The organism is Pseudomonas sp. 3-2 (genome assembly GCF_019710535.1).
In the GTDB taxonomy this organism is placed as follows: Bacteria; Pseudomonadota; Gammaproteobacteria; order Pseudomonadales; family Pseudomonadaceae; genus Aquipseudomonas; species Aquipseudomonas pharyngis.
Genome location: NZ_CP081200.1, coordinates 5,315,031 through 5,338,531, shown reverse-complemented (window position 1 = coordinate 5,338,531; position 23,501 = coordinate 5,315,031). Strand labels below are relative to the sequence as shown.

Annotated in this window: 18 protein-coding genes; 14 read left to right on the top strand and 4 right to left on the bottom strand. The window is 59.2% G+C overall.

The features are described 5' to 3' along the window. Window positions 1–179 precede the first annotated feature (179 nt). The gene (locus K3819_RS24155; protein ID WP_221398078.1) at window positions 180–2,915 is read left to right on the top strand and encodes a LuxR C-terminal-related transcriptional regulator; all 2,736 of its coding nucleotides are present in this window, start codon (window positions 180–182) and stop codon (window positions 2,913–2,915) included. Window positions 2,916–3,013: 98 nt separating this feature from the next. Here the strand turns inward: K3819_RS24155 and K3819_RS24150 are convergent, their stop codons facing one another. Continuing rightward, the gene (locus K3819_RS24150; RefSeq protein WP_221398077.1) at window positions 3,014–9,346 is read right to left on the bottom strand and encodes a M10 family metallopeptidase; all 6,333 of its coding nucleotides are present in this window, start codon (window positions 9,344–9,346) and stop codon (window positions 3,014–3,016) included. A gap of 199 nt (window positions 9,347–9,545) precedes the next feature. Here K3819_RS24150 and K3819_RS24145 point away from each other — a divergent pair, with 199 nt between their 5' ends. Both K3819_RS24145 and K3819_RS24140 read left to right on the top strand, forming a co-directional pair. Further along, complete coding sequence (locus K3819_RS24145) at window positions 9,546–10,190, top strand: MBL fold metallo-hydrolase (RefSeq protein ID WP_085610971.1); 645 nt, start codon at window positions 9,546–9,548, stop codon at window positions 10,188–10,190. A 114-nt stretch (window positions 10,191–10,304) separates the two neighbouring features. Further along, window positions 10,305–11,036 carry an OmpA family lipoprotein gene (locus K3819_RS24140; RefSeq protein ID WP_007956806.1) on the top strand — a complete coding sequence of 244 codons (732 nt, stop codon included), beginning with the start codon at window positions 10,305–10,307 and terminating at the stop codon, window positions 11,034–11,036. A 67-nt stretch (window positions 11,037–11,103) separates the two neighbouring features. On the opposite strand, the gene K3819_RS24135 is transcribed toward K3819_RS24140, so the two are convergent. After that, window positions 11,104–11,538 carry a YhcB family protein gene (locus tag K3819_RS24135; RefSeq protein ID WP_039766275.1) on the bottom strand — a complete coding sequence of 145 codons (435 nt, stop codon included), beginning with the start codon at window positions 11,536–11,538 and terminating at the stop codon, window positions 11,104–11,106. Between the two features lie 144 nt (window positions 11,539–11,682). On the opposite strand from K3819_RS24135, the gene K3819_RS24130 reads away from it, so the two are divergent. The 3 genes from K3819_RS24130 (at window position 11,683) to zapE (ending at window position 14,877) form a co-directional block, all read left to right on the top strand. Continuing rightward, complete coding sequence (locus K3819_RS24130) at window positions 11,683–12,312, top strand: alpha/beta hydrolase (protein WP_085610982.1); 630 nt, start codon at window positions 11,683–11,685, stop codon at window positions 12,310–12,312. A 24-nt stretch (window positions 12,313–12,336) separates the two neighbouring features. Beyond that, window positions 12,337–13,692, top strand: a complete 1,356-nt coding sequence (locus K3819_RS24125; protein WP_221398076.1) for a tryptophan--tRNA ligase — start codon at window positions 12,337–12,339, stop codon at window positions 13,690–13,692. Window positions 13,693–13,782: 90 nt separating this feature from the next. Continuing rightward, window positions 13,783–14,877 carry a cell division protein ZapE gene (zapE, locus tag K3819_RS24120; protein ID WP_064599321.1) on the top strand — a complete coding sequence of 365 codons (1,095 nt, stop codon included), beginning with the start codon at window positions 13,783–13,785 and terminating at the stop codon, window positions 14,875–14,877. A 62-nt stretch (window positions 14,878–14,939) separates the two neighbouring features. Here zapE and K3819_RS24115 read toward each other — a convergent pair whose 3' ends face one another. Continuing rightward, window positions 14,940–15,836: a GlxA family transcriptional regulator gene (locus K3819_RS24115; protein ID WP_178076451.1), complete on the bottom strand. Its 897-nt coding sequence runs from the start codon at window positions 15,834–15,836 to the stop codon at window positions 14,940–14,942. A 246-nt stretch (window positions 15,837–16,082) separates the two neighbouring features. On the opposite strand from K3819_RS24115, the gene K3819_RS24110 reads away from it, so the two are divergent. Then, window positions 16,083–17,219, top strand: coding sequence for an acyl-CoA dehydrogenase family protein (locus K3819_RS24110; protein WP_221398075.1), 1,137 nt, complete (start codon window positions 16,083–16,085; stop codon window positions 17,217–17,219). A 65-nt stretch (window positions 17,220–17,284) separates the two neighbouring features. Here K3819_RS24110 and K3819_RS24105 read toward each other — a convergent pair whose 3' ends face one another. Next, window positions 17,285–18,325, bottom strand: a complete 1,041-nt coding sequence (locus tag K3819_RS24105; RefSeq protein WP_085610968.1) for an NADP(H)-dependent aldo-keto reductase — start codon at window positions 18,323–18,325, stop codon at window positions 17,285–17,287. 244 nt (window positions 18,326–18,569) lie between these two features. Here K3819_RS24105 and rplM point away from each other — a divergent pair, with 244 nt between their 5' ends. The 7 genes from rplM (at window position 18,570) to K3819_RS24070 (ending at window position 23,455) form a co-directional block, all read left to right on the top strand. Further along, window positions 18,570–18,998: a 50S ribosomal protein L13 gene (gene rplM / locus K3819_RS24100; protein ID WP_003228062.1), complete on the top strand. Its 429-nt coding sequence runs from the start codon at window positions 18,570–18,572 to the stop codon at window positions 18,996–18,998. Between the two features lie 14 nt (window positions 18,999–19,012). Beyond that, the gene (gene rpsI, locus K3819_RS24095; RefSeq protein WP_039766266.1) at window positions 19,013–19,405 is read left to right on the top strand and encodes a 30S ribosomal protein S9; all 393 of its coding nucleotides are present in this window, start codon (window positions 19,013–19,015) and stop codon (window positions 19,403–19,405) included. Window positions 19,406–19,673: 268 nt separating this feature from the next. Continuing rightward, window positions 19,674–20,267 carry a ubiquinol-cytochrome c reductase iron-sulfur subunit gene (petA, locus tag K3819_RS24090; RefSeq protein ID WP_007917031.1) on the top strand — a complete coding sequence of 198 codons (594 nt, stop codon included), beginning with the start codon at window positions 19,674–19,676 and terminating at the stop codon, window positions 20,265–20,267. Next, complete coding sequence (locus tag K3819_RS24085) at window positions 20,267–21,478, top strand: cytochrome bc complex cytochrome b subunit (RefSeq protein WP_007956792.1); 1,212 nt, start codon at window positions 20,267–20,269, stop codon at window positions 21,476–21,478. The genes petA and K3819_RS24085 overlap by 1 nt, the downstream gene beginning before the upstream one ends. After that, window positions 21,478–22,260 carry a cytochrome c1 gene (locus tag K3819_RS24080; protein WP_085668170.1) on the top strand — a complete coding sequence of 261 codons (783 nt, stop codon included), beginning with the start codon at window positions 21,478–21,480 and terminating at the stop codon, window positions 22,258–22,260. Before K3819_RS24085 ends, K3819_RS24080 begins: the two co-directional genes overlap by 1 nt. A gap of 147 nt (window positions 22,261–22,407) precedes the next feature. Next, window positions 22,408–23,025: a glutathione S-transferase N-terminal domain-containing protein gene (locus K3819_RS24075; RefSeq protein ID WP_011335872.1), complete on the top strand. Its 618-nt coding sequence runs from the start codon at window positions 22,408–22,410 to the stop codon at window positions 23,023–23,025. Window positions 23,026–23,041: 16 nt separating this feature from the next. Next, window positions 23,042–23,455 carry a ClpXP protease specificity-enhancing factor gene (locus K3819_RS24070; RefSeq protein WP_007956787.1) on the top strand — a complete coding sequence of 138 codons (414 nt, stop codon included), beginning with the start codon at window positions 23,042–23,044 and terminating at the stop codon, window positions 23,453–23,455. Window positions 23,456–23,501: the final 46 nt, after the last annotated feature.

Sequence of the window (23,501 nt, the reverse complement as noted above, 5' to 3'; positions counted from 1 at the left end):
AAATCGAGGCCGCATCCTCGTGAAAACGCCCCGACAGGTTCGGGGCGTTTTTTTTGCTTGCAGTTTTTCCGTAGGCTTTTTGTAGCCATTTGTAGCAACGACCTTCATAACCGCTCCGTTTAAGGCTAGTCTGCGGGCATCTGCTACGCCGCCAACAGCCATACGAACAAGAGCCGGCCATGACTGATCTGTCCCCACTTCCGGGTCTCGCAAGCGTTGCCGTCGCGGCACTGGACGGACGTTTTTTCCGTCCTCCGCTGCCTGATGGGTACGTATTGCGACCACGACTTTGCGAGCGCCTGCAAGCCGGGCTCGGTGGACGTCTGTTGCTGGTCAGCGCCCCGGCCGGGTTTGGCAAAAGCTCGCTGGCCGTGGAATTCTGTCAAAGCCTGCCGGGTCATTGGCAAAGCCTGTGGCTGGGACTTAGCGCTCGCGACAGTGATCCGGGACGCTTCCTCGAGCGCTTGCTCGAGGGCCTGCAGGACTACTTTCCCGAACTCGGCAGCCGCGCACTCGGTTTGTTGAAAATGCGCCAGCGTCATCAGCCGTTCGCCTTCGAAGAATGGCTCGACGGCTTGCTCGATGAGCTGGCACTGCACCTGCTACCGACCTCGCCGCTGCTGCTGGTACTCGACGATTACCACCTCGCCCAAGGGCCGGTGCTCGATCGTTGCCTGCAATTTTTCCTCAACCATTTGCCCGATGGTCTGCTGGTCATGGTCACTAGTCGGCAGCGCCCGGACTGGCATCTGGCGCGCTTGCGTCTGTCGCGGCAGTTGCTGGAGTTGCATGAGCAGGATCTGCGCCTGACCCATGACGAAGCCCTCACGTTACTCGATCGCCACAGCAGCTCTTTGCGCGGTGAAGCGCTGGAAAGCCTGATCCAGCGCAGTGAAGGCTGGGTGGCGGGGTTGCGATTCTGGTTGCTGGCGATTTCTGAAGCAGGTACCGAATCGGCGTTGCCGCAGGCTTTGAACGGCGGGGAAGGGCTGATCCGTGAATACCTGCTGGAGGAAGTCATCGACTGTCTGCCGGCCGAGGTGCAAGCGTTCCTTTATGACACCGCACCGCAGGAGCGCTTTTGCAGCGAGCTTTGCGATGCTGTGCGCGAAGCCCACGACAGTGCCGAAATCCTGCGTTTCCTGCTGGCGCATCAGGTGTTCCTGGTGCCGCTGGACGAGCACGGTCACTGGTATCGCTATCACCATCTGTTTTCCGATCTGTTGCGCAGTCGGCCGATCACCCGGGCGATAGTCCCGGCCGCCACGCTGCACTTGCGCGCCTGCCGCTGGTTCAATGCCCAGGGCCTGCTGGATGAAGCGGTGGAGCAGGCCCTGCGCGCAGGACATCTGGATGTCGCAGCCAATCTGGTACAGAACCTGTCCGAGGAACAGCTGCTGGCCGAACAGAACGTCGGCATGCTGCTGCGCTGGAAAATGGACTTGCCCGACAGCCTGTTGATCAGCACGCCACGGTTGATCGTTTTGTACAGCTGGGCTTTGGGATTGGCGTGCCAGCTCGATGCTGCCGAAGAACTCGCCAGTCACCTGAGCCGGTTTCTGCCGGCACCCTCGGCCACTGCACAGAAATCGATGTTGGCCCAATGGCTGGCGCTCAAAGGCATCATCGCCCGTGGACGGGGCCATCGCGAGCAGACCATCGAGTATTGCAGCGAGGCACTGGAAAGCCTGCCGGCCAAGCGTTACGGCCAGCGCCTTATGTGCCTCTCAACCTTATCCAATCTGGCAATCGCCGACGGTGATCTGTGGCGTGCACGGGGCCTGAACCGCGAGTCGCTTGAACTGGCGCAGCGCGTCGGCAATCCCTTGTTCGAGGCGTTGGCGCATTACGATCGTGCCCGGGTCCTGCAGGCGCGCGGCGAAATCCTGCGCGCGCTCGATGAAGTGCACCAGGGGCTGGAGCGCTTGCGCGGATTGTCCGCACAGCGTTTGTACGCCGTGCGTGCGCGCCTGACGCTGTATGAGGGGTTTCTGCTGGCCATGCGGTTGCAGCCGCAGGCGGCAAGGGCGCGATTGCAGGCAGGCCTGACGGAAGCGCGGGCCTGTCGTGACATCAGTGTGTTGATCGGCCACTGCGTGATTGCACGACTCGACGGCAGCAGCGGCGATTTCGCCAAGGCCTTCGCCGAGCTGGCCGAGGCCGAACGTCTGATGCACATCTGGGACGTTCCGCCGATCTATTATCTGGCGATGATCACTCTGGTCAAATGTGAGCTGTGGCTGGCCCAAGGGCGCATCGATCTGGCTGAAGCCTGGCTGGCTCGACTGGGCCAGACCTACACCGGTGAACGCGCGGCGGCGCCACCGGAGTTTCATCCGCAGTTGCCGTTGCATGTCGAATTGCAGCGGGCGTTGCTTGACATGATTCAGGGGCAACCGATGCTCGCCGAAGGCCGATTGAACGCATTGCTGGAGAACGGTCAGCAAACCGGGCGGCAGTTGTTGAGTGTGATGGCGTTGACACAGAAGGTGGCGTTGCTGCTGGTGAGCGGTCGAGAAGCCGAGGCCCGCAAAGCATTGGCCCAGGCCATCGATGCTGCCAGTGGCGGGGTGTTGCAGCCATTCGATGTGCTGATCAAGGATCACGCTGACTGGTTGCGAGCGCAATTGTCGCTGACCACTGTGAATCCTGTCGGTCAGCAGTTGCTCGAGCATTTTCCGACTCCAGCGTCGCGCATGGCACAGGACACTTCTATCACCGAACAATTGAGTAGCCGGGAGCTGGCAGTCCTGCGGCTGATTGCCCAGGGCTGCTCGAATCAGGAAATCAGCGAGCAGTTGTTCATCTCGCTGCATACCGTGAAAACCCATGCCAGTCATATCAATAGCAAGCTGGGCGTGGAGCGGCGGACACAGGCGGTGGCGCGAGCCAAGGAACTCGGGGTTTTGAACTAGACATTCGGCGTTATTGACGTAAACAGAAACGCCCCGAATCATCGGGGCGTTTCTGTTTGGCTCCCGACCTGTGAAAACAGGTCGGGTGTCGGGTTGTATCAGGCCACCAGATCGTTGGCACTGAAGCTGTTCACACCCACCAGCTGGATTTCGAAGTCCGCACCGGTGTTACCGCTCACGTTGCCTGAGAGCACGTGATCGATGAACCGCAGTTGGCCCGCGCCAGTGAAGTCGCCCGCACCGATGAAGGTGAAGCCGTTGAAACCGGCGGTCAGCAGGTTGGCATCAAACTTCGTCAGATCGATTTTGTCCCCCTGTGCGCTGTTGAAGTCAGTGATGACATCGCGCAGATTGCCCACTCCACTCTCGTTCCAGTCATTGAACGTGAACACGTCTGCACCGCTGCCACCGGTCAAGGTGTCAGTGCCCAGCCCGCCGATAAGTGTGTCGTTGCCGGCCCCCCCATTGAGCAGGTTGTTGCCGGCATTGCCGGTCAGTACGTTGTTCAGACCATTGCCAGTGCCGTTGAGGTTGGCAGTGCCGGTGAGTACCAGATTTTCCAGGTTGTCGCCCAGGGTCCAGTTCACCGAAGAACGCACGGTGTCGATTTCGCTGGCCAGGGTGCTGGTCTCGATGATGGTGTCACCGGCGTTGTCGACGATGTAGGTGTCATTGCCCAGGCCGCCGATCATGGTGTCGGCACCGGCCTTGCCATCAAGGATGTTGTTGCCGTCGTTACCGGTCATGCGGTTGCCCGAACTGTTGCCGGTGCCGTTGAGATCGGCAGTGCCGGTCAGGAACAGGTTCTCGACGTTGGCGGTGAGGGTGTAGTCGATGGAGGCGAAGACCCGGTCGTAGGCGGTCGGCGAGGCATCGGTCTCGATCACCACGTCGCCGACGTTGTCGACGTAGTAGGTATCGACACCGTCGCCGCCGATCATGGTGTCTGCGCCCAGACCGCCGTTGAGTGTGTTGGCGCCGCTGTTGCCGGTGAGGACGTTGTTCAGGCTGTTGCCGAACAGGTCGATAGCGGCGGAACCGGTCAATTGGCCGTCCTCGACATTGGTCGAGAGGGTATAGCTGACAGAGGTGCGGATCAGGTCACGGCCCTGGTTGGCGAGTTCGAGCACAGTGTCATTGGCGTTGTCGATCACATAGATGTCGTCGCCGAGGCCTCCGGTCAGGGAGTCTGCGCCCTGGCCGCCGTCGAGGATGTTGTTGCCATCGTTGCCGGTCAGGGTGTTGTTCAGACCGTTGCCAGTGCCGTTGAGGTTGGCCGTGCCGGTGAGTACCAGATTTTCCAGGTTGTCGCCCAGGGTCCAGTTCACCGAAGAACGCACGGTGTCGATTTCGCTGGCCAGGGTGCTGGTTTCGATGATGGTGTCACTGGCGTTGTCGACGATGTAGGTGTCGTTGCCCAGGCCGCCGATCATGGTGTCGGCACCGAGGCCACCGTCGAGGATGTTGTTGCCATCGTTGCCGGTGATGCGGTTGCCCGAACTGTTGCCGGTGCCGTTGAGATTGTCGATACCGCTCAGGAGCAGGTTCTCGACGTTGGCGGTGAGGGTGTAGTCGATGGAGGCGAAGACCCGGTCGTAGGCGGTCGGCGAGGCATCGGTCTCGATCACCACGTCGCCGACGTTGTCGACGTAGTAGGTATCGACACCATCGCCGCCGATCATGGTGTCTGCGCCCAGACCGCCGTTGAGGGTGTTGGCGCCGCTGTTGCCAGTCAGGGTGTTGTTCAACTCGTTACCGGTGCCGTTGAGGTTGGCCGTGCCGGTGAGTACCAGATTTTCCAGGTTGTCGCCCAGGGTCCAGTTCACCGAAGAACGCACGGTGTCGATTTCGCTGGCCAGAGTGCTGGTTTCGATGATGGTGTCACTGGCGTTGTCGACGATGTAGGTGTCGTTGCCCAGGCCGCCGATCATGGTGTCGGCACCGGCCTTGCCATCAAGGATGTTGTTGCCGTCGTTACCGGTCATGCGGTTGCCCGAACTGTTGCCGGTGCCGTTGAGATCGGCAGTGCCGGTCAGGAACAGGTTCTCGACGTTGGCGGTGAGGGTGTAGTCGATGGAGGCGAAGACCCGGTCGTAGGCGGTCAGCGAGGCATCGGTCTCGATCACCACGTCGCCGACGTTGTCGACGTAGTAGGTATCGACACCGTCGCCGCCGATCATGGTGTCTGCGCCCAGACCGCCGTTGAGGGTGTTGGCGCCGCTGTTGCCGGTGAGGACGTTGTTCAGGCTGTTGCCGAACAGGTCGATAGCGGCGGAACCGGTCAATTGGCCGTCCTCGACATTGGTCGAGAGGGTATAGCTGACAGAGGTGCGGATCAGGTCACGGCCTTGGTTGGCGAGTTCGAGCACAGTGTCATTGGCGTTGTCGATCACATAGATGTCGTCGCCGAGGCCTCCGGTCAGGGAGTCTGCGCCCTGGCCGCCGTCGAGGATGTTGTTGCCATCGTTGCCGGTCAGGGTGTTGTTCAGACCGTTGCCAGTGCCGTTGAGGTTGGCCGTGCCGGTGAGTACCAGATTTTCCAGGTTGTCGCCCAGGGTCCAGTTCACCGAAGAACGCACGGTGTCGATTTCGCTGGCCAGGGTGCTGGTTTCGATGATGGTGTCACTGGCGTTGTCGACGATGTAGGTGTCGTTGCCCAGGCCGCCGATCATGGTGTCGGCACCGAGGCCACCGTCGAGGATGTTGTTGCCATCGTTGCCGGTGATGCGGTTGCCCGAACTGTTGCCGGTGCCGTTGAGATCGGCAGTGCCGGTCAGGAACAGGTTCTCGACGTTGGCGGTGAGGGTGTAGTCGATGGAGGCGAAGACCCGGTCGTAGGCGGTCAGCGAGGCATCGGTCTCGATCACCACGTCGCCGACGTTGTCGACGTAGTAGGTATCGACACCGTCGCCGCCGATCATGGTGTCTGCGCCCAGACCGCCGTTGAGGGTGTTGGCGCCGCTGTTGCCGGTCAGGGTGTTGTTCAGGCTGTTGCCGAACAGGTCGATAGCGGCGGAACCGGTCAATTGGCCGTCCTCGACATTGGTCGAGAGGGTATAGCTGACAGAGGTGCGGATCAGGTCACGGCCTTGGTTGGCGAGTTCGAGCACAGTGTCATTGGCGTTGTCGATCACATAGATGTCGTCGCCGAGGCCACCGGTCAGGGAGTCTGCCCCCTGGCCGCCGTCGAGGATGTTGTTGCCATCGTTGCCGGTCAGGGTGTTGTTCAGTGCGTTGCCAGTGCCGTTGAGGTTGGCCGTGCTGGTGAGTACCAGATTTTCCAGGTTGTCGCCCAGGGTCCAGTTCACCGAAGAACGCACGGTGTCGATTTCGCTGGCCAGGGTGCTGGTTTCGATGATGGTGTCACTGGCGTTGTCGACGATGTAGGTGTCGTTGCCCAGGCCGCCGATCATGGTGTCGGCACCGAGGCCACCGTCGAGGATGTTGTTGCCATCGTTGCCGGTGATGCGGTTGCCCGAACTGTTGCCGGTGCCGTTGAGATCGGCAGTGCCGGTCAGGAACAGGTTCTCGACGTTGGCGGTGAGGGTGTAGTCGATGGAGGCGAAGACCCGGTCGTAGGCGGTCGGCGAGGCATCGGTCTCGATCACCACGTCGCCGACGTTGTCGACGTAGTAGGTATCGACACCGTCGCCGCCGATCATGGTGTCTGCGCCCAGACCGCCGTTGAGGGTGTTGGCGCCGCTGTTGCCGGTCAGGGTGTTGTTCAGGCTGTTGCCGAACAGGTCGATAGCGGCGGAACCGGTCAATTGGCCGTCCTCGACATTGGTCGAGAGGGTATAGCTGACAGAGGTGCGGATCAGGTCACGGCCCTGGTTGGCGAGTTCGAGCACAGTGTCATTGGCGTTGTCGATCACATAGATGTCGTCGCCGAGGCCACCAGTCAGGGAGTCTGCGCCCTGGCCACCGTCGAGGATGTTGTTGCCATCGTTGCCGGTCAGGGTGTTGTTCAGACCGTTGCCAGTGCCGTTGAGGTTGGCCGTGCCGGTGAGTACCAGATTTTCCAGGTTGGCGCCCAGGGTCCAGTTCACCGAAGAACGCACGGTGTCGATTTCGCTGGCCAGGGTGCTGGTTTCAATGATGGTGTCACTGGCGTTGTCGACGATGTAGGTGTCGTTGCCCAGGCCGCCGATCATGGTGTCGGCACCGAGGCCACCGTCGAGGATGTTGTTGCCATCGTTGCCGGTGATGCGGTTGCCCGAACTGTTGCCGGTGCCGTTGAGATTGTCGATACCGCTCAGGAGCAGGTTCTCGACGTTGGCGGTGAGGGTGTAGTCGATGGAGGCGAAGACCCGGTCGTAGGCGGTCGGCGAGGCATCGGTCTCGATCACCACGTCGCCGACGTTGTCGACGTAGTAGGTATCGACACCATCGCCGCCGATCATGGTGTCTGCGCCCAGACCGCCGTTGAGTGTGTTGGCGCCGCTGTTGCCGGTGAGGACGTTGTTCAGGCTGTTGCCGAACAGGTCGATAGCGGCGGAACCGGTCAATTGGCCGTCCTCGACATTGGTCGAGAGGGTATAGCTGACAGAGGTCTTGATCAGGTCATGACCTTCGCCGGTCAATTCGATAACGGAATCGTTGGCGTTATCGACGATGAACGTATCATCGCCCACACCGCCACTCATGGCGTCGGCACCTGCACCTCCGTCCAACTGGTCGTTGCCGGTGCCGCCTTGCAGGATGTTGTTGGCTGCGTTGCCGACCAGGATGTTGTTGCTGTCGTTACCAATCAAGGTGAACGCACCTGCACCACTGACCATGACGTTTTCGACGTTCAACAGGTTGGTCTGGGTGAGGTCTACAACATAGGTCTGGGCATTGGCGTTGTAGACAATGTTGAGAGTGTCCAGGCCCTCGTTGGCGTTTTCTTGCAGCAACGCCAGCTCCCCGGCTTGATCGAGACTGTATAGGTCGTCACCCGCACCGCCAATCATGGTATCCAGGCCACCGCCACCGCCCAGCAGATTGTTCCCGGCATTGCCGATCAGAACGTTGTTCAGATTGTTGCCAATCGCATTGATGTTGTCCGAGCCCGTCAGGGTCAGGTTTTCAATATTGGCGCCGAGAGTGAAGCTGACGGACGAAAGGACGGTGTCGATCTCATTCGGCAGTTCGCTGTTCTCAATGACCGCATCGGAAGCGTTGTCGACGATATAAGTGTCGTTGCCCGTGCCACCGATCATGGTGTCGGCACCAAGGCCACCATCGAGGATATTGTTGCCGTTGTTGCCTGTGAGCGTGTTACTCAGGGCATTGCCGGTGGCGGTCAGGTCGTTCCAACCGATGAGGGTAAGGTCTTCCAGATTACTGCCCAGAGTGTAGCTGATTGACGAAATGACTGTGTCGATGCCAGATCCCACAGTTGCCTGTTCGACAATGACGTCACCTGCATTGTCTACATAGTAGGTATCGTTGCCATCACCGCCGGCCATGGCATCGGCGCCGGCCATGCCATTGAGCGTGTTGTTTAGCGCGTTTCCGATCAGGGTGTCATTGAACTGAGACCCCGTGGCGTTTTCGATCTTCGCCCCATAAGCAATCGCCAGCCCGTCATTGATGGCGGTATTGTTGTTGAGGTCAACGAACGCCTTGCCAATCTGACTGTAGCTGCCTTCATTCAGGTTGATGATGACCGAACCAAGCTGGTTGCTACCATCAATCGTGTCATTGCCACCCGCATCCCAGATTGTTTCAAAAATCGACTGGTTGGCATCCCACTTGTAAACGTTGTCGCCGGTCTGCCACAGCATGTTGGCGCCATACAGGCTCTGCATCGTGATGATGTCCAGAACCATCGGCGTCGTTGGCTGATAGGAGTAGTTACTGTTGTAACTCATCACTGTGAAGTGGACGTCGTCGAGTGACGGATCAAGCAATAGCTTGTTGGTGTTGCTCGCATCGAAAGGATGTTTGAGACCCAGCGCATGGCCGATTTCATGGACGAATGTCAGGTAGTCGTAGCTACCTTTGCCCGGATTGGGATCATTGGTCTGAGGCCCGATCCAGACGTCGCCCGCAGTCGGTGTATCGGCAGGGAAATAAGCCCAGGCTGCCGTTTTGTCATCCATCAATCGGTATGCGCCAAAGCGCAGGTCGCCGACGTTGAACAAGGTATCGGTGGTCAATGTGAAATTCAGGTTCGCGACGGCGCTCCATGCATTGAGCGCGCTGGTCACCGCGGTCTTTTGACCGGCCGTCAACTCATACAGGGCGTTGTATTCATTGTCAGGGCTGTAGTTGGTGATGAAGTACGAGGTCACCGGAGCCATGAAGCTGTAACTGAGGTTGGTCGGCCCGTTGGGCGTCCAGTTGGAACCCAGCCAGAAGGTGCCGGAGATCAGACTGTCGACAATGGCATTGCCAGTCAGGGTGGCGGTGAAGGTAGGGGAATACGTCTTGGGCGTCGGCATGGGATTTCCTGAATGCGCTGCGGCCCTTCCTGAATGCGACCGCTACAAAAAAAAGCGATTTTGCACCAGATTTTGTACATTTGACATCATTGAGCCATCATTTTCCGATTGGTGGCGTCAAATTACTGACCCGGCGATCTATATCGGCTTGTGGGATAGAATCATTAGCGAACGCGTATTGCCGTCTGTCGAGGATTCAATGTCTGCCCCAAATCCTGCGCTTCTGCGCGAAACCTTCCCCGTCGGCCCCCTTCAGTGCAATTGCACGATCATCGGCGACCCGCTCACCAAAAAGGCCATCGTCGTTGACCCGGGCGGCAACCCTGACCTGATCATGGCCCGCCTCGATGCGTTGGGCCTGAAAGTGGTCAGCATCATTCACACGCACGCACACCTCGATCACTTCCTGGCGTCCGGGCAAATGAAAGAAAAGACCGGCGCCACCTTGCATCTGCACAAGGAAGATCAGTTCCTGTGGGACAACCTCGAGATGCAATGCCAGATGTTCGGCGTGCCTTACACCCCAGTGCCGTCGCCGGATCGCTGGCTGAGCGACGACGAAGAACTGGCCTGCGGCTGTGGCGTGGCGCTGCACACGCCGGGACATACGCCAGGTTCCATGAGCTTCTGGTTTTCCGAGGCTAAGCTGTTGATAGCAGGCGACACGCTGTTTCGTCGCGGAGTAGGGCGCACGGATTTGTGGGGCGGCGATCAGGCGACCATCGTGCGATCGATCAAGCAGCGGCTGTACACCCTGGATGAAGACGCGACTGTTGTGGCCGGGCATGGTCCGGATACGCGTCTGGGGGATGAAATGCGCGAGAACCCGTTTGTGCGTGCCTAAACATTTTGTCACGGGTGCCCAGTGGAATTTTTGTGCATTGTCATGATCCAACGCCCGCACGGGCCAGTTGCCAATGTCCGCTGCACCACAGAATGCAAAATGTAGGAGCACTCCATGTTCACCACGCGTCGTTTGATTATTGTCGCTACTGCCGTGGCCGTTTTGTCCGGCTGCGCCTCGCCCAACCCGTATGACAATCAGGGTCAGGCCGACGGTGGCTCCCAGGGCATGAGCAAAACCGCCAAATACGGTGGCCTCGGTGCTTTGGCCGGCGCGCTGGCCGGTGCCGCCATCGATCACAACAACCGGGGCAAGGGCGCGCTGATCGGCGCAGCCGTCGTCGGTGCCTCGGCCGCTGGTTACGGCTACTACGCCGACCAGCAGGAGAAAAAACTGCGCGCCAGCATGGCCAATACCGGGGTTGAAGTGCAGCGTCAGGGCGATCAGATCAAGCTGATCATGCCGGGCAACATCACCTTCGCCACCGATTCGGCGAACATCGCTTCCAGCTTCTATCAACCGCTGAACAACCTGGCCAACTCCCTGAAGGAGTTCAACCAGAACCAGATCGAAATCGTCGGCTACACCGACAGCACCGGCAGCCGTCAGCACAACATGGACCTGTCCCAGCGTCGTGCGCAGAGCGTGGCCACCTACCTGACTTCGCAAGGCGTCAGCGGTGCCAACCTGAGTGCCCGCGGTGCCGGTCCGGATAATCCGATCGCCAGCAACGGTGACGTCAACGGCCGGGCGCAGAACCGCCGCGTCGAAGTCAACCTCAAGGCGATCCCGGGCCAGCAGTACGGTGGTCAGCAACAACCGGGCACGGTTCAGCAATACCCGTAACCGTCAGCTACAAAAAAGCCCCCGGACAAGTGATTGTCCGGGGGCTTTTTGCTGGCGCGAAGGTTGATTACTTCTTCAGGCCGTAATGCTCATCAAGCATGCCCGGCGAGTTCGGGGTCTTCGGCGCGTAGTCACGCGGCGGTTCCTGATCCCGTGGTGGCGTCAGGCGTTCCCGTGGGGCCTGTGCTGCTTCGGAGTGCAGCGAGGCCAGCAGGCGTTGACGAGTCTGTTCGTCCAGCGCCAGACGGTTGGCACCCTCGGCGAGGTGATCCTGCACTTCCTGATAGCTCTGGGTCAGTTTCTTGACCAGATTGGCGGTGCTGTTGAAGTGGGTCACCACTTCGTTCTGATAACTGTCGAAACGTTCCTGAATATCGTCCAGTTGACGCTGCGTGCGGCTGGGCGCGGCGTTCGGCGCAACGCGAGCGATCAGGAAACCAATGGCGACACCCACAACCAGGGCAAGAGTCGGTAACAACCAAACTAAGAGCGAGTGTTCCACGAGTCCTTCCTCTATAAACGGCTTTGCTTTACGTTAACGGCTCGAACCTGCGCTGTATACCGCGATTCACTCGCAATAGACTGGCACAGACAATTTGCTAGACGAGTCGACCCGATTCGAGGTCACGGAGTTCCTTCCTTGCTGATGCGTGAAACCCCTGTAGTGATTGATGGCCCGGTAGGGCAACTTGAGTCTTTGTATCTGGACAACGAGCAGCCGCGCGGCATCGCGTTGATCTGCCATCCTAACCCGGTGCAGGGCGGCACCATGCTCAACAAGGTCGTCTCGACCCTGCAGCGCACCGCGCGCGACGCCGGTCTGATCACCTTGCGCTTCAACTATCGCGGCGTCGGTGCCAGCGAAGGCTCCCATGACATGGGCACCGGTGAAGTCGATGACGCCCAGGCCGCTGCCGCATGGCTGCTGGAAAAACACCCGGATCTGCCGCTGACCCTGTTCGGTTTCTCCTTCGGCGGATTTGTTGCCGCAAGTCTCGGCGGCCGTCTCGAAGCCCAAGGCGTCACGCTCAAGCACCTGTTCATGGTTGCGCCGGCGGTGATGCGTCTGGGCGAGCAGGATCAACTGCCGCAGCAGGGCGAGCTGACCGTGATCCAGCCGGAAACCGACGAAGTGATCGATCCGCAGCTGGTCTACGACTGGTCTGACAAACTCCAGCGCCCCCATGAGCTGCTGAAAGTGGCAGAATGCGGACACTTTTTTCATGGCAAGCTGACCGATCTCAAGGATCTGATCCTGCCGCGTCTCTCGAATTGATTGCAGTCTGACAAGCGATTACCCATGACGAACCGTACCCGCATCCTCACCGGCATCACCACCACCGGCACCCCGCACCTGGGCAACTACGCCGGCGCCATCCGCCCGGCGATTCTCGCCAGCCGCGAAAGCCATGCCGATTCGTTCTACTTCCTGGCCGACTATCACGCCCTGATCAAGTGCGATGACCCGCTGCGCATCCAGCGCTCGCGTCTGGAAATCGCCGCGACCTGGCTGGCCGGTGGCCTGGATGTGGATCGCGTGACCTTCTATCGTCAGTCCGACATCCCGGAAATCCCCGAGCTGACCTGGCTGCTGACCTGCGTCGCCGCCAAGGGCCTGCTCAACCGCGCCCATGCTTACAAGGCTTCGGTGGACAAGAACGTCGAGACCGGCGAAGACCCGGATGCCGGCATCACCATGGGCTTGTACAGCTATCCGGTGCTGATGGCGGCGGACATTCTGATGTTCAACGCGCACAAGGTGCCGGTCGGTCGCGATCAGATCCAGCACGTGGAAATGGCCCGCGACATCGGTCAGCGCTTCAACCACCTGTTTGGCCAGGGCAAGGAATTCTTCACCATGCCTGAAGCGCTGATCGAGGAAAGCGTGGCCACGTTGCCGGGCCTGGACGGTCGCAAGATGTCCAAGAGCTACGACAACACCATCCCGCTGTTCTCCAGCGCCAAGGAAATGAAGGACGCGATCTCGCGCATCGTTACCGACTCCCGCGCGCCGGGCGAAGCGAAAGATCCGGACAATTCGCACCTGTTCACCCTGTTCCTGGCGTTCTCCACGCCGGCGCAGGCCGACGAGTTCCGCAGCGAACTGCTGGGCGGTCTGGGTTGGGGCGAGGCGAAGAACCGTCTGTTCCAGCTGCTCGACAACGAGCTGGGCGAATCCCGCGAGCGTTATCACCAGTTGATCGAACGTCCGGCAGATCTGGAGGACATCCTGCAACACGGCGCCCAGAAGGCCCGTGCGGTGGCGACGCCGTTCCTCAACGAGCTGCGCGAAGCGGTCGGCCTGCGTTCCTTCGTCAATCAGGTTCAGGTGGCCGCAACCACCAAGAAGAAAGCTGCGAAAGCCGCACGTTTCGTCAGCTTCCGTGAAGACGACAGCAGCTTCCGTTTCCGTCTGCTGGCGGCTGACGGCGAGCAACTGCTGCTGTCGCGCAACTTCGCCGACGGTAAAACCGCCGGTCAGGTGACCAAGCAGCTGCAATCGGGTCAGGCGCTGGATGTACGTAGCGAAGGCCTGGGCTTCAGTGTCTGGCTGGAAGGCGAGTGCGTCGGCGACAGCCCGGCGTTCGCCGACGTGGCTGCGCGGGATGCAGCTGTCGAGGCTTTGCGGATCGCTCTGACGCCGGTTCAGGAATAATCAACGGGCCGGCCCGACCAAGGGCCGATTGCCATTCCCACGGGCCATCGCTACAGTGACGGCCCGTTTTTGTTGCCTTGCTAACGAATTATGACGCCCCTAGAACGATATCAAGCTGATCTGAAACGCCCGGACTTCTTCCATGATGCCGCGCAGGAAACTGCCGTTCGTCATCTGCAACGCCTGTACGACGATCTGATCGCGGCCGAGCAGAACAAGCCGGGTTTGCTGGGCAAGCTGTTTGGCAAAAAGGATCAGACGCCGGTCAAGGGTCTGTATTTCTGGGGCGGCGTGGGTCGCGGCAAGACTTACCTGGTGGACACCTTCTTCGAAGCGCTGCCATTCAAGGAAAAGACCCGTACTCACTTCCACCGCTTCATGAAGCGTGTGCACGAAGAGATGAAAACCCTCGGCGGCGAGAAAAACCCGCTGACCATCATCGCCAAGCGTTTTGCGACGGAGTCGCGGGTCATCTGCTTCGATGAGTTCTTCGTCTCGGACATCACCGATGCCATGATCCTCGGCACGCTGATGGAAGAGCTGTTCAAGAACGGCGTGACCCTGGTCGCCACTTCGAACATCGTGCCGGACGGCCTGTACAAGGACGGCCTGCAACGCGCGCGCTTCCTGCCGGCCATCGCGCTGATCAAGCAGAACACCGAAATCGTCAACGTCGACAGCGGCGTCGACTACCGTCTGCGCCACCTCGAACAAGCGGAACTGTTCCACTTCCCGCTCAACGAAGCCGCTCATGAAAGCCTGCGCAAGAGCTTCCGCGCGCTGACGCCGGAATGCACGGCGGCGGTGGAAAACGATGTGTTGATCATCGAGAACCGCGAAATCCGGGCCCTGCGCACTTGCGACGACGTGGCCTGGTTCGACTTCCGCGAACTGTGCGACGGCCCGCGCAGCCAGAACGACTACATCGAATTGGGCAAGATCTTCCATGCCGTGCTGCTCAGTGGCGTGGAGCAGATGAGCGTCACCACCGACGACATCGCCCGACGCTTTATCAACATGGTCGACGAGTTCTACGACCGTAACGTCAAACTGATCATTTCTGCCGAAGTCGAGTTGAAAGACCTGTACACCGGCGGGCGTCTGACGTTCGAGTTCCAGCGTACCCTCAGCCGTCTGCTGGAGATGCAATCGCACGAATTCCTGTCCCGGGCACACAAGCCTTAAGCGGATTCGGCAAACAAAAAGGGCCTGCAGATGCAGGCCCTTTTTTGTGTCTGGTCGAGTCGTCAGGCAGCCTGCTGAAACTGCTGTCGATACTGGTTCGGCGACAGTTCGGTGTGTTGGCGGAACAGCCGTGCGAAGAAGCTCGCATCGTCGTAGCCGACTTCGTAGCTGATGGTCTTGATGCTCTTGCGGCTGCCGGAGAGCAGGCCTTTGGCGGTCTCGATGCGCAGCCGTTGCAGATAGTGCAGCGGTTTGTCGCCGGTGGCGGTCTGGAAGCGGCGCATGAAGTTGCGAATGCTCATGCCGTGCTCGCGGGCCACATCCTCGAAGCGGAACTTGTCGGCGAAATGCTCTTCGAGCCAATGCTGGATCTGCAGGATGATCACGTCCTGGTGCAGCTTCTGACCGCCGAAACCGATGCGTCCCGGGGCGTAGCTGCGCTGCACTTCATAGAGAATGTCGCGAGCTACTGCCTGGGCCACGTTGGCGCCGCAGAAGCGCTCGATCAGGTAAATGTAGAGATCGCAGGCCGAGGTGGTGCCGCCGGCACAATACAGGTTGTCGGCGTCGGTCAGGTGCTTGTCCTGATTGAGATAGACCTGCGGAAAGCGCTCGGCGAAGGCGTTGAAGAAACGCCAGTAGGTCGTCGCTTCCTTGCCGTTCAGCAATCCGGCCTCGGCCAGCCAGAACACCCCGGTGGCCTCGCCACATAGCACGGCGCCCCGGGCATGCTGTTCGCGCAGCCACGGCAGGACCTGTGGATAACGCTGGCACAGGGTATCGAAATCGTCCCAGAACGCCGGGAGGATGATGACGTCGGCGTTTTCCAGGCCGCCGTCCACCGGCATGACCACGTCACTGAAGCTGTTCACCGGTTTGCCGTCGGGGCTGACCAGGCGGGTTTCGAACGCCGGAGTCAGGCCGTGGCCCAGTTGTTTGCCGTAACGCAGGCTGGCCAGATGGAAGAAATCCTTGGCTTGCATGAGAGTGGAAGCGAAAACCCGGTCGATCGCCAGGATGCTGACGCGCCGCAAGGGCGGGGAGACGTGCTTGGACATAATTCAACTTTTGTTTTTATAAGGGAAAGTGGTCACCAGACGGCTGGATCGTCTTATTTTTTGTCGGATGTGTCCAGTGTCCTGTATCGGAAGTGAGGCTTAGTCTCTGAAGGTCTGATCCCTCCAACAATAAAGAAAAGGTGCCGCATGATTCCCAGAACCTTGTTCAGCTCCGAGCACGAATTGTTCCGCGACAGCGTACGAACATTCCTCGAAAAAGAGGCCGTGCCGTTCCATGGGCAATGGGAAAAACAAGGCTACATCGACCGCAAACTGTGGAACAAGGCGGGGGAGGCGGGGATGCTCTGTTCGCACCTGCCGGAGGAATACGGCGGGTTGGGCGCAGATTTTCTTTACAGCGCGGTGGTGATCGAGGAAGTCGGCCGGTTGGGCCTGACCGGCATCGGCTTCTCGCTGCATTCGGACATCGTTGCGCCGTACATCCTGCATTACGGCAGCGAGGCGCTGAAGCAGAAATACCTGCCGAAGCTGGTGTCCGGCGAGATGGTCACCGCGATCGCCATGACCGAGCCGGGCGCCGGTTCCGACCTGCAAGGGGTCAAGACCACCGCGGTGCTGGATGGCGACGACTATGTGATCAACGGTTCGAAAACCTTTATCACCAATGGCTTCCTGGCGGATCTGGTGATCGTCGTCGCCAAGACCGATCCCAAGGCCGGCGCCAAGGGCACCAGCCTGTTTCTGGTGGAGGCGAACACGCCGGGCTTCGACAAGGGCAAACGCCTGGAGAAGGTCGGAATGAAGGCGCAGGACACGTCGGAATTGTTCTTCCAGGACGTGCGCGTGCCGAAGGAAAACCTGCTGGGTCAGGCCGGGGCGGGGTTTGCCTATCTGATGCAGGAGCTGCCGCAGGAGCGTCTGACTGTGGCGATTGGCGGTCTGGCTTCAGCCGAGGCGGCGCTGCAATGGACGCTGGATTACACCCGCGAGCGCAAGGCGTTCGGCAAGTCGATCGCCGATTTCCAGAATACCCGCTTCAAACTGGCGGAAATGGCCACCGAGATTCAGATCGGCCGAGTGTTCGTCGACCGCTGCCTGGAGCTGCACCTGCAAGGCAAGCTCGACGTGCCGACAGCGGCGATGGCCAAGTATTGGGGGACCGATCTGCAATGCAAGGTGCTCGATGAGTGCGTGCAACTGCATGGTGGCTACGGTTTCATGTGGGAATACCCGGTGGCTCGGGCCTGGGCGGATGCGCGGGTGCAGCGGATCTATGCCGGGACCAATGAAATCATGAAGGAGATCATTGCGCGGTCGCTGTAATGCAGTGTGATCGTTCCCACGCAGACGGTTCGCCGCCTCGACGTGGGAACGATCATCGTCTTGGATCAAGGCGCCGGGTTCGGATGATCCTTGTGAATCGCTTCGATCCCTTCCAGCACTTCCTTCGACAGTTTCAGCTCGTAGCTGGCGATGTTGCTGTCCAGTTGCTCCAACGTCGTCGCGCCGATGATGTTGCTGGTGACGAACGGTTGCTGATTCACAAACGCCAGGGCCATTTGCGCCGGATCCAGGCCATGTTCACGGGCCAGTGCCACATAGCGGCTGCATGCTGCTTCCGATTGCGGGTTGAAATAGCGGCTGAAGCGGCTGTAGAGGCTCAGGCGGCCTTTCGGCGGACGCGCCCCACCTTCGTACTTGCCCGACAGGAAACCGAACGCCAGCGGCGAATAGGCGAGCAGGCCGCACTGTTCACGGATGGCGATTTCTGCCAGGCCGATCTCGAAGCTGCGGTTGAGCAGGTTGTACGGGTTCTGGATCGACACGGCGCGCGGCCAGCCCCGCGCTTCGGCCAGGGCGAGAAAACGCATTGTGCCCCACGGCGTTTCGTTGGAAAGACCGATGTGGCGGATCTTGCCGGCCTTCACTTGCTCATCGAGCGCCTCAAGGGTGTCTTCGAGCGGCGTCAGGTTGGCTTCGGTCTGGTGCTTGTAGCCCAGTTGTCCGAAAAAGTTGGTGCTGCGCTCCGGCCAGTGCAACTGGTAGAGGTCGATGTAGTCGGTCTGCAGGCGCTTGAGGCTGGCATCCACCGCTTCGGTGATGTGCTGGCGGTTGTGGCGCAGGTTCCTGTCGCGGATGTAGTCGATGGTGTTGCCGGGGCCGGCGATCTTGCTGGCGAGGATCCAGTCGGCGCGGTCGCCGCGGCTCTTGAAGTAATTGCCGATGTAGCGCTCGGTGGTGGCGTAGGTGTCGGCTTTGGGTGGCACCGGATACATCTCGGCGGTGTCGAGGAAATTGATCCCGGCCTCTTTTGCCCGTTCGATCTGGGCGAAGGCTTCAGCTTCAGTGTTTTGCTCGCCCCAGGTCATGGTGCCGAGGCAGATTGCACTTACGTTCAGGTCGGTACGGCCTAGCTGGCGATAGTCCATCGGGTGCTCCTTGGGCAAAACAAGCATAAAAGCAGGTTGAAATTTTTTTCGCAATCTGCATAATTGCCGACCTCTTTCTGCAGTGGAAGTGATGCCCCGCCGCCGAAGAATCTTGCCGTTGAACGGACGCGCCGACCCGAGCCCCCGAAAGCGTCTGTATCCGGCTGCCTTTGACTTGTCAAAGTACGCACTATTCAGTAAGATCCGCCGTCTTATTTACAGGCGGCCCCTGAGGCTATAAAGAATGAAAACTTTTACTGCTAAACCGGAAACAGTAAAGCGCGACTGGTTTGTCGTCGACGCTGCTGGTCAGACCCTGGGTCGTCTGGCCACCGAAATCGCGAGCCGTCTGCGTGGCAAGCACAAGCCTGAGTACACTCCTCACGTTGACACCGGCGACTACATCGTCGTAATCAACGCTGAGCAGATCCGTGTTACCGGCGCTAAAACCACTGACAAAATGTACTACTCCCACTCCGGTTTCCCGGGCGGCATCAAGTCGATCAACTTTGAAAAGCTGATCGCCAAGGCCCCTGAGCGCGTGATCGAGACCGCGGTTAAAGGCATGCTGCCTAAAAACCCACTGGGTCGCGACATGTACCGTAAGCTGAAAGTCTATGCGGGCGCTGCACACCCTCATACTGCTCAGCAGCCCCAAGAACTGAAGATTTAACGGAATAGTTCATTATGTCGGCGACTCAAAATTACGGCACTGGCCGTCGCAAGACCGCAACCGCACGCGTTTTCCTGCGTCCGGGTACTGGTAACATCTCCATCAACAACCGCTCCCTGGACACGTTCTTCGGTCGCGAAACTGCCCGCATGGTAGTTCGTCAGCCGCTGGAACTGACTGAGACTGTCGAGAAGTTCGACATCTACGTCACCGTCATCGGTGGTGGTGTAAGTGGTCAGGCTGGCGCAATCCGCCACGGCATCACTCGCGCTCTGATGGACTACGACGAAACCCTGCGTGGCGCTCTGCGCAAAGCTGGCTTCGTTACTCGCGACGCCCGTGAAGTTGAACGTAAGAAAGTTGGTCTGCGTAAAGCGCGTAAGCGTCCGCAGTACTCGAAGCGTTAATTTCGCTTCCACGTTCAAAAAGAACGCCCGATTCCTCACGGAACCGGGCGTTTTTTTATGCGTGCGATTTCTTGAATAATTGCGCTGTGACAACTTGCCACATTCGTAGACCCCCTATACTACAAGGCTTGAGGGCCAGCCCTCCGGGTAATTACCTTGTCAGAATTGGGGGTTTTCATTACCATTCGGCAAAATTTTTATAAGTACATAGTTTCAATTTAGTAGACGCCTGATTTAACAGGCCACAAAGCTGATGGGAGAGGACTGAATGAGCAATGACGGCGTGAATGCAGGCCGGCGTCGCTTCTTGGTAGCAGCCACATCCGTGGTGGGTGCTGCAGGAGCGGTGGGGGCTGCGGTCCCGTTCGTGGGGTCATGGTTTCCCAGTGCCAAGGCGAAGGCTGCCGGAGCACCGGTGAAAGTGAATGTCAGCAAAATCGAGCCAGGACAGCAGATGATTGCTGAATGGCGAGGCCAGCCGGTGTTCATTGTCCGCCGTACCGAGGAAATCCTGGGGAATCTCAAAAAGATCGAAGGCCAACTCTCCGATCCGACCTCCAAAAACTCCACGCAACCCACTTATGTCGACCCTGAAGTGCGCTCGATCAAGCCGGAAATCCTGCTGCTGATCGGGATCTGCACTCACCTGGGTTGCTCACCGACCTTCCGTCCCGAAGTGGCACCCGCGGATCTGGGCAAAGACTGGGTAGGCGGTTATTTCTGCCCTTGCCACGGTTCCCACTACGATCTGGCTGGCCGCGTCTACAAGTCGCAACCTGCGCCTTTGAACCTGCCAGTACCCCCGCATTCCTATGAGACCGATGACCTGATTGTCATTGGCGTCGATACGGAGAAAGCGTGATGAGCAAGTTCATGGATTGGGTTGATGCACGCTTCCCCGCCACCAAAATGTGGGAAGACCATCTCAGCAAGTATTACGCTCCAAAAAACTTCAACTTCTTCTATTTCTTCGGCTCGCTGGCGCTGCTCGTTCTGGTCAACCAGATCGTCACCGGCGTCTGGCTGACGATGAGCTACACCCCGTCGGCGGAAGAAGCGTTCGCTTCCGTCGAATACATCATGCGCGACGTCGAGTACGGTTCGATCCTGCGCCTGCTGCACTCCACCGGCGCTTCGGCGTTCTTCATCGTGGTCTATCTGCACATGTTCCGTGGCCTGCTCTACGGTTCGTACCAGAAACCGCGCGAGCTGGTGTGGGTCTTCGGGATGCTGATTTATCTGGCGCTGATGGCCGAAGCCTTCATGGGGTACCTGCTGCCGTGGGGCCAGATGTCCTACTGGGGCGCCCAGGTGATCATCTCGCTGTTCGGCGCGATCCCGGTGATCGGCAACGACCTGACCCAGTGGATCCGTGGTGACTACCTGATTTCCGGGATCACCCTGAACCGCTTCTTCGCCCTGCACGTGGTTGCGCTGCCGATCGTGATTCTCGGTCTGGTGGTGCTGCACATCCTGGCGCTGCACGAAGTCGGTTCGAACAACCCGGACGGCGTGGACATCAAGAAGCACAAAGACGAAAACGGTATCCCGCTGGATGGCATTGCCTTCCATCCTTATTACACCGTGAAAGATATCGTCGGCGTCGTGGTGTTCCTGTTCATCTTCTGCTTCATTGTGTTCTTCTTCCCGGAAATGGGCGGTTATTTCCTCGAAAAGCCTAACTTCGAGCAAGCCAACCCGTTCAAGACCCCTGAGCACATTGCACCGGTCTGGTACTTCACACCGTTCTACGCAATCTTGCGGGCGGTCCCTGACAAGCTCATGGGCGTTATCGCCATGGGTGCCGCGATTGCGGTGCTGTTCGTCCTGCCATGGCTGGACCGCAGCCCGGTCAAGTCGATGCGCTACAAAGGCTGGATGAGCAAGATCTGGCTGGTGGTGTTCTGCATTTCGTTCGTGATCCTCGGCATTCTGGGCGTTCTGGCCCCGACGCCAGGCCGTACGCTGCTGTCGCAGGTCTGCACCTTCCTGTACTTCGCCTACTTCATTCTGATGCCGTTCTACACCAGGCTCGAGAAGACCAAACCGGTTCCGGAAAGGGTGACTGGCTGATGAAAAAGTTATTTTTTGCTCTGATTTTTGCTGCTCTGCCAGTGCTGTCTTTCGCGGCCGAACACGGGGGGCCGGAACTGGAAAAGGTCGACATCGACGTTTCCGACAAGGCTGCCCTGCAGGATGGTGCGCGTACGTTCGCCAACTATTGCATGGGTTGCCACAGTGCCAAGTTTCAGCGTTACGAGCGTGTCGCCGATGACCTCGGCGTTCCGCACGAAATGATGCTGGAGAAGCTGGTGTTCACCGGTGCCAAGATCGGCGATCACATGAACATCGGTATGCAGCCGGCCGACGCCAAGACCTGGTTCGGCGCAGCGCCGCCGGATCTGACGCTGGTGGCTCGTGTTCGCGGCACCGACTGGCTCTACGGTTACCTCAAGTCGTTCTACGAAGATCCTGCACGTCCATGGGGCGTGAACAACAAGGTCTTCCCGAACGTCGGCATGCCTAACGTGCTGGTCGGCCTGCAAGGTCGTCAGGTCGTGGGTTGCAAACAGGTACAGATCGTCGAAGACGGCAAGAAGCAATATGACCCGCTGACCGGTACGCCTTTGACTCATGAAGCGTGCGATCAGTTGACCATCGTGCCGAAAACCGGAACCCTCAACGAAGAGCAGTTCGATGAGAAGGTCAAGAATCTGGTAACCTTCCTGGCTTACTCGGCTAACCCGGTTAAGCTGCAACATCAGCGCATCGGTACTTACGTCTTGTTGTACCTGGCGTTCTTCTTTGTGTTCGCCTACCTGCTCAAGCGTGAATACTGGAAAGACGTGCACTGATACGCTTCAAGCAATTGCTGTTAATCGCGCGCGCCCAAGGGCGCCTCTGAAAACGCAACGCCTGGTTCACCAGCCGTTGCGGGAGGCGCCCTCTGGGCGCGCGCGTTTTTCCGGCTCCGACTATTTCAACAAGCGAGGAGGATCGCCATGGGCGTGACCAATCGGTTGGCCTGTTACTCCGACCCCGCCGACCACTATTCCCACCGAGTGCGCATCGTGCTTGCAGAGAAGGGTGTCAGCGCCGAAATCATTTTTGTGGAGGCTGGTCGTCAGCCGCCTAAACTGATTGAAGTGAACCCTTACGGCAGTCTGCCCACGCTGGTCGATCGTGACCTGGCGTTGTGGGAGTCGACCGTGGTGATGGAGTATCTGGATGAGCGTTACCCGCATCCACCGTTGATGCCTGTATACCCGGTGGCACGTGCCAACAGCCGTCTGCTGATTCATCGTATTCAGCGCGACTGGTGTGGTCTGGTGGATCTGATTCTGGATTCGCGCACCAAGGAAGCGGCTCGTGCCGTGGCGCGCAAGGAATTGCGCGAAAGCCTGACGGGCGTGTCGCCGCTGTTTGCCGACAAGCCGTTTTTCCTCAGTGAGGAACAAAGTCTGGTGGATTGCTGCCTATTGCCAATACTCTGGCGTTTGCCGATTCTGGGTATAGAACTGCCGCGGCCGGCCAAGCCGCTGCTTGATTATATGGAGCGTCAGTTTGCGCGTGAGGCATTCCAGGCGAGTCTGTCTGGTGTCGAACGCGACATGCGCTAAGGCTTAAGGAGCCGCTATGAACTCCAGTCGACCTTATCTGGTCCGCGCGCTCTACGAGTGGATTGTAGATAACGATTGCACCCCGCACATGCTGGTCAATTCCGAGTACCCGGCGGTGCAGGTGCCACAGGGATTTGCCAGCGACGGGCAGATTGTCCTGAACATTTCGCCAAGTGCCGTGCGGCATTTGCACATGGACAACGACGTTGTGACCTTCGAAGGTCGCTTCGGCGGCGTCCCGCATAGTCTGTACGTGCCGATTGCTGCAATCCTGGGCATCTACGCCCGGGAAAACGGTCAGGGCATGGTGTTCGATCTCGAGTCGCCGATGGATGACGAGGACGAGATCGAGCAGGACGACGACGTTCCGCCACCGGACAGCGAGCCGCCACGCCCAAGCGGCCGGCCAAGCCTGAAAGTGGTGAAGTAATAAAAAAGGCGATCCGGTTGGATCGCCTTTTTTGTGCCAGTGGGAG

Bases quoted from the DNA above. Each gene is read 5' to 3' on its own strand.
- K3819_RS24155 (WP_221398078.1), top strand. From the start codon at position 180: ATGACTGATCTGTCCCCACTTCCGGGTCTCGCAAGCGTTGCCGTCGCG.
- K3819_RS24110 (WP_221398075.1), top strand. From the start codon at position 16,083: ATGATTCCCAGAACCTTGTTCAGCTCCGAGCACGAATTGTTCCGCGAC.
- zapE (WP_064599321.1), top strand. From the start codon at position 13,783: ATGACGCCCCTAGAACGATATCAAGCTGATCTGAAACGCCCGGACTTC.
- rpsI (WP_039766266.1), top strand. From the start codon at position 19,013: ATGTCGGCGACTCAAAATTACGGCACTGGCCGTCGCAAGACCGCAACC.
- K3819_RS24075 (WP_011335872.1), top strand. From the start codon at position 22,408: ATGGGCGTGACCAATCGGTTGGCCTGTTACTCCGACCCCGCCGACCAC.
- petA (WP_007917031.1), top strand. From the start codon at position 19,674: ATGAGCAATGACGGCGTGAATGCAGGCCGGCGTCGCTTCTTGGTAGCA.
- K3819_RS24080 (WP_085668170.1), top strand. From the start codon at position 21,478: ATGAAAAAGTTATTTTTTGCTCTGATTTTTGCTGCTCTGCCAGTGCTG.
- K3819_RS24150 (WP_221398077.1), bottom strand. From the start codon at position 9,346: ATGCCGACGCCCAAGACGTATTCCCCTACCTTCACCGCCACCCTGACT.
- K3819_RS24130 (WP_085610982.1), top strand. From the start codon at position 11,683: ATGCGTGAAACCCCTGTAGTGATTGATGGCCCGGTAGGGCAACTTGAG.
- K3819_RS24070 (WP_007956787.1), top strand. From the start codon at position 23,042: ATGAACTCCAGTCGACCTTATCTGGTCCGCGCGCTCTACGAGTGGATT.
- K3819_RS24125 (WP_221398076.1), top strand. From the start codon at position 12,337: ATGACGAACCGTACCCGCATCCTCACCGGCATCACCACCACCGGCACC.
- K3819_RS24085 (WP_007956792.1), top strand. From the start codon at position 20,267: ATGAGCAAGTTCATGGATTGGGTTGATGCACGCTTCCCCGCCACCAAA.
- rplM (WP_003228062.1), top strand. From the start codon at position 18,570: ATGAAAACTTTTACTGCTAAACCGGAAACAGTAAAGCGCGACTGGTTT.
- K3819_RS24145 (WP_085610971.1), top strand. From the start codon at position 9,546: ATGTCTGCCCCAAATCCTGCGCTTCTGCGCGAAACCTTCCCCGTCGGC.
- K3819_RS24140 (WP_007956806.1), top strand. From the start codon at position 10,305: ATGTTCACCACGCGTCGTTTGATTATTGTCGCTACTGCCGTGGCCGTT.
- K3819_RS24105 (WP_085610968.1), bottom strand. From the start codon at position 18,325: ATGGACTATCGCCAGCTAGGCCGTACCGACCTGAACGTAAGTGCAATC.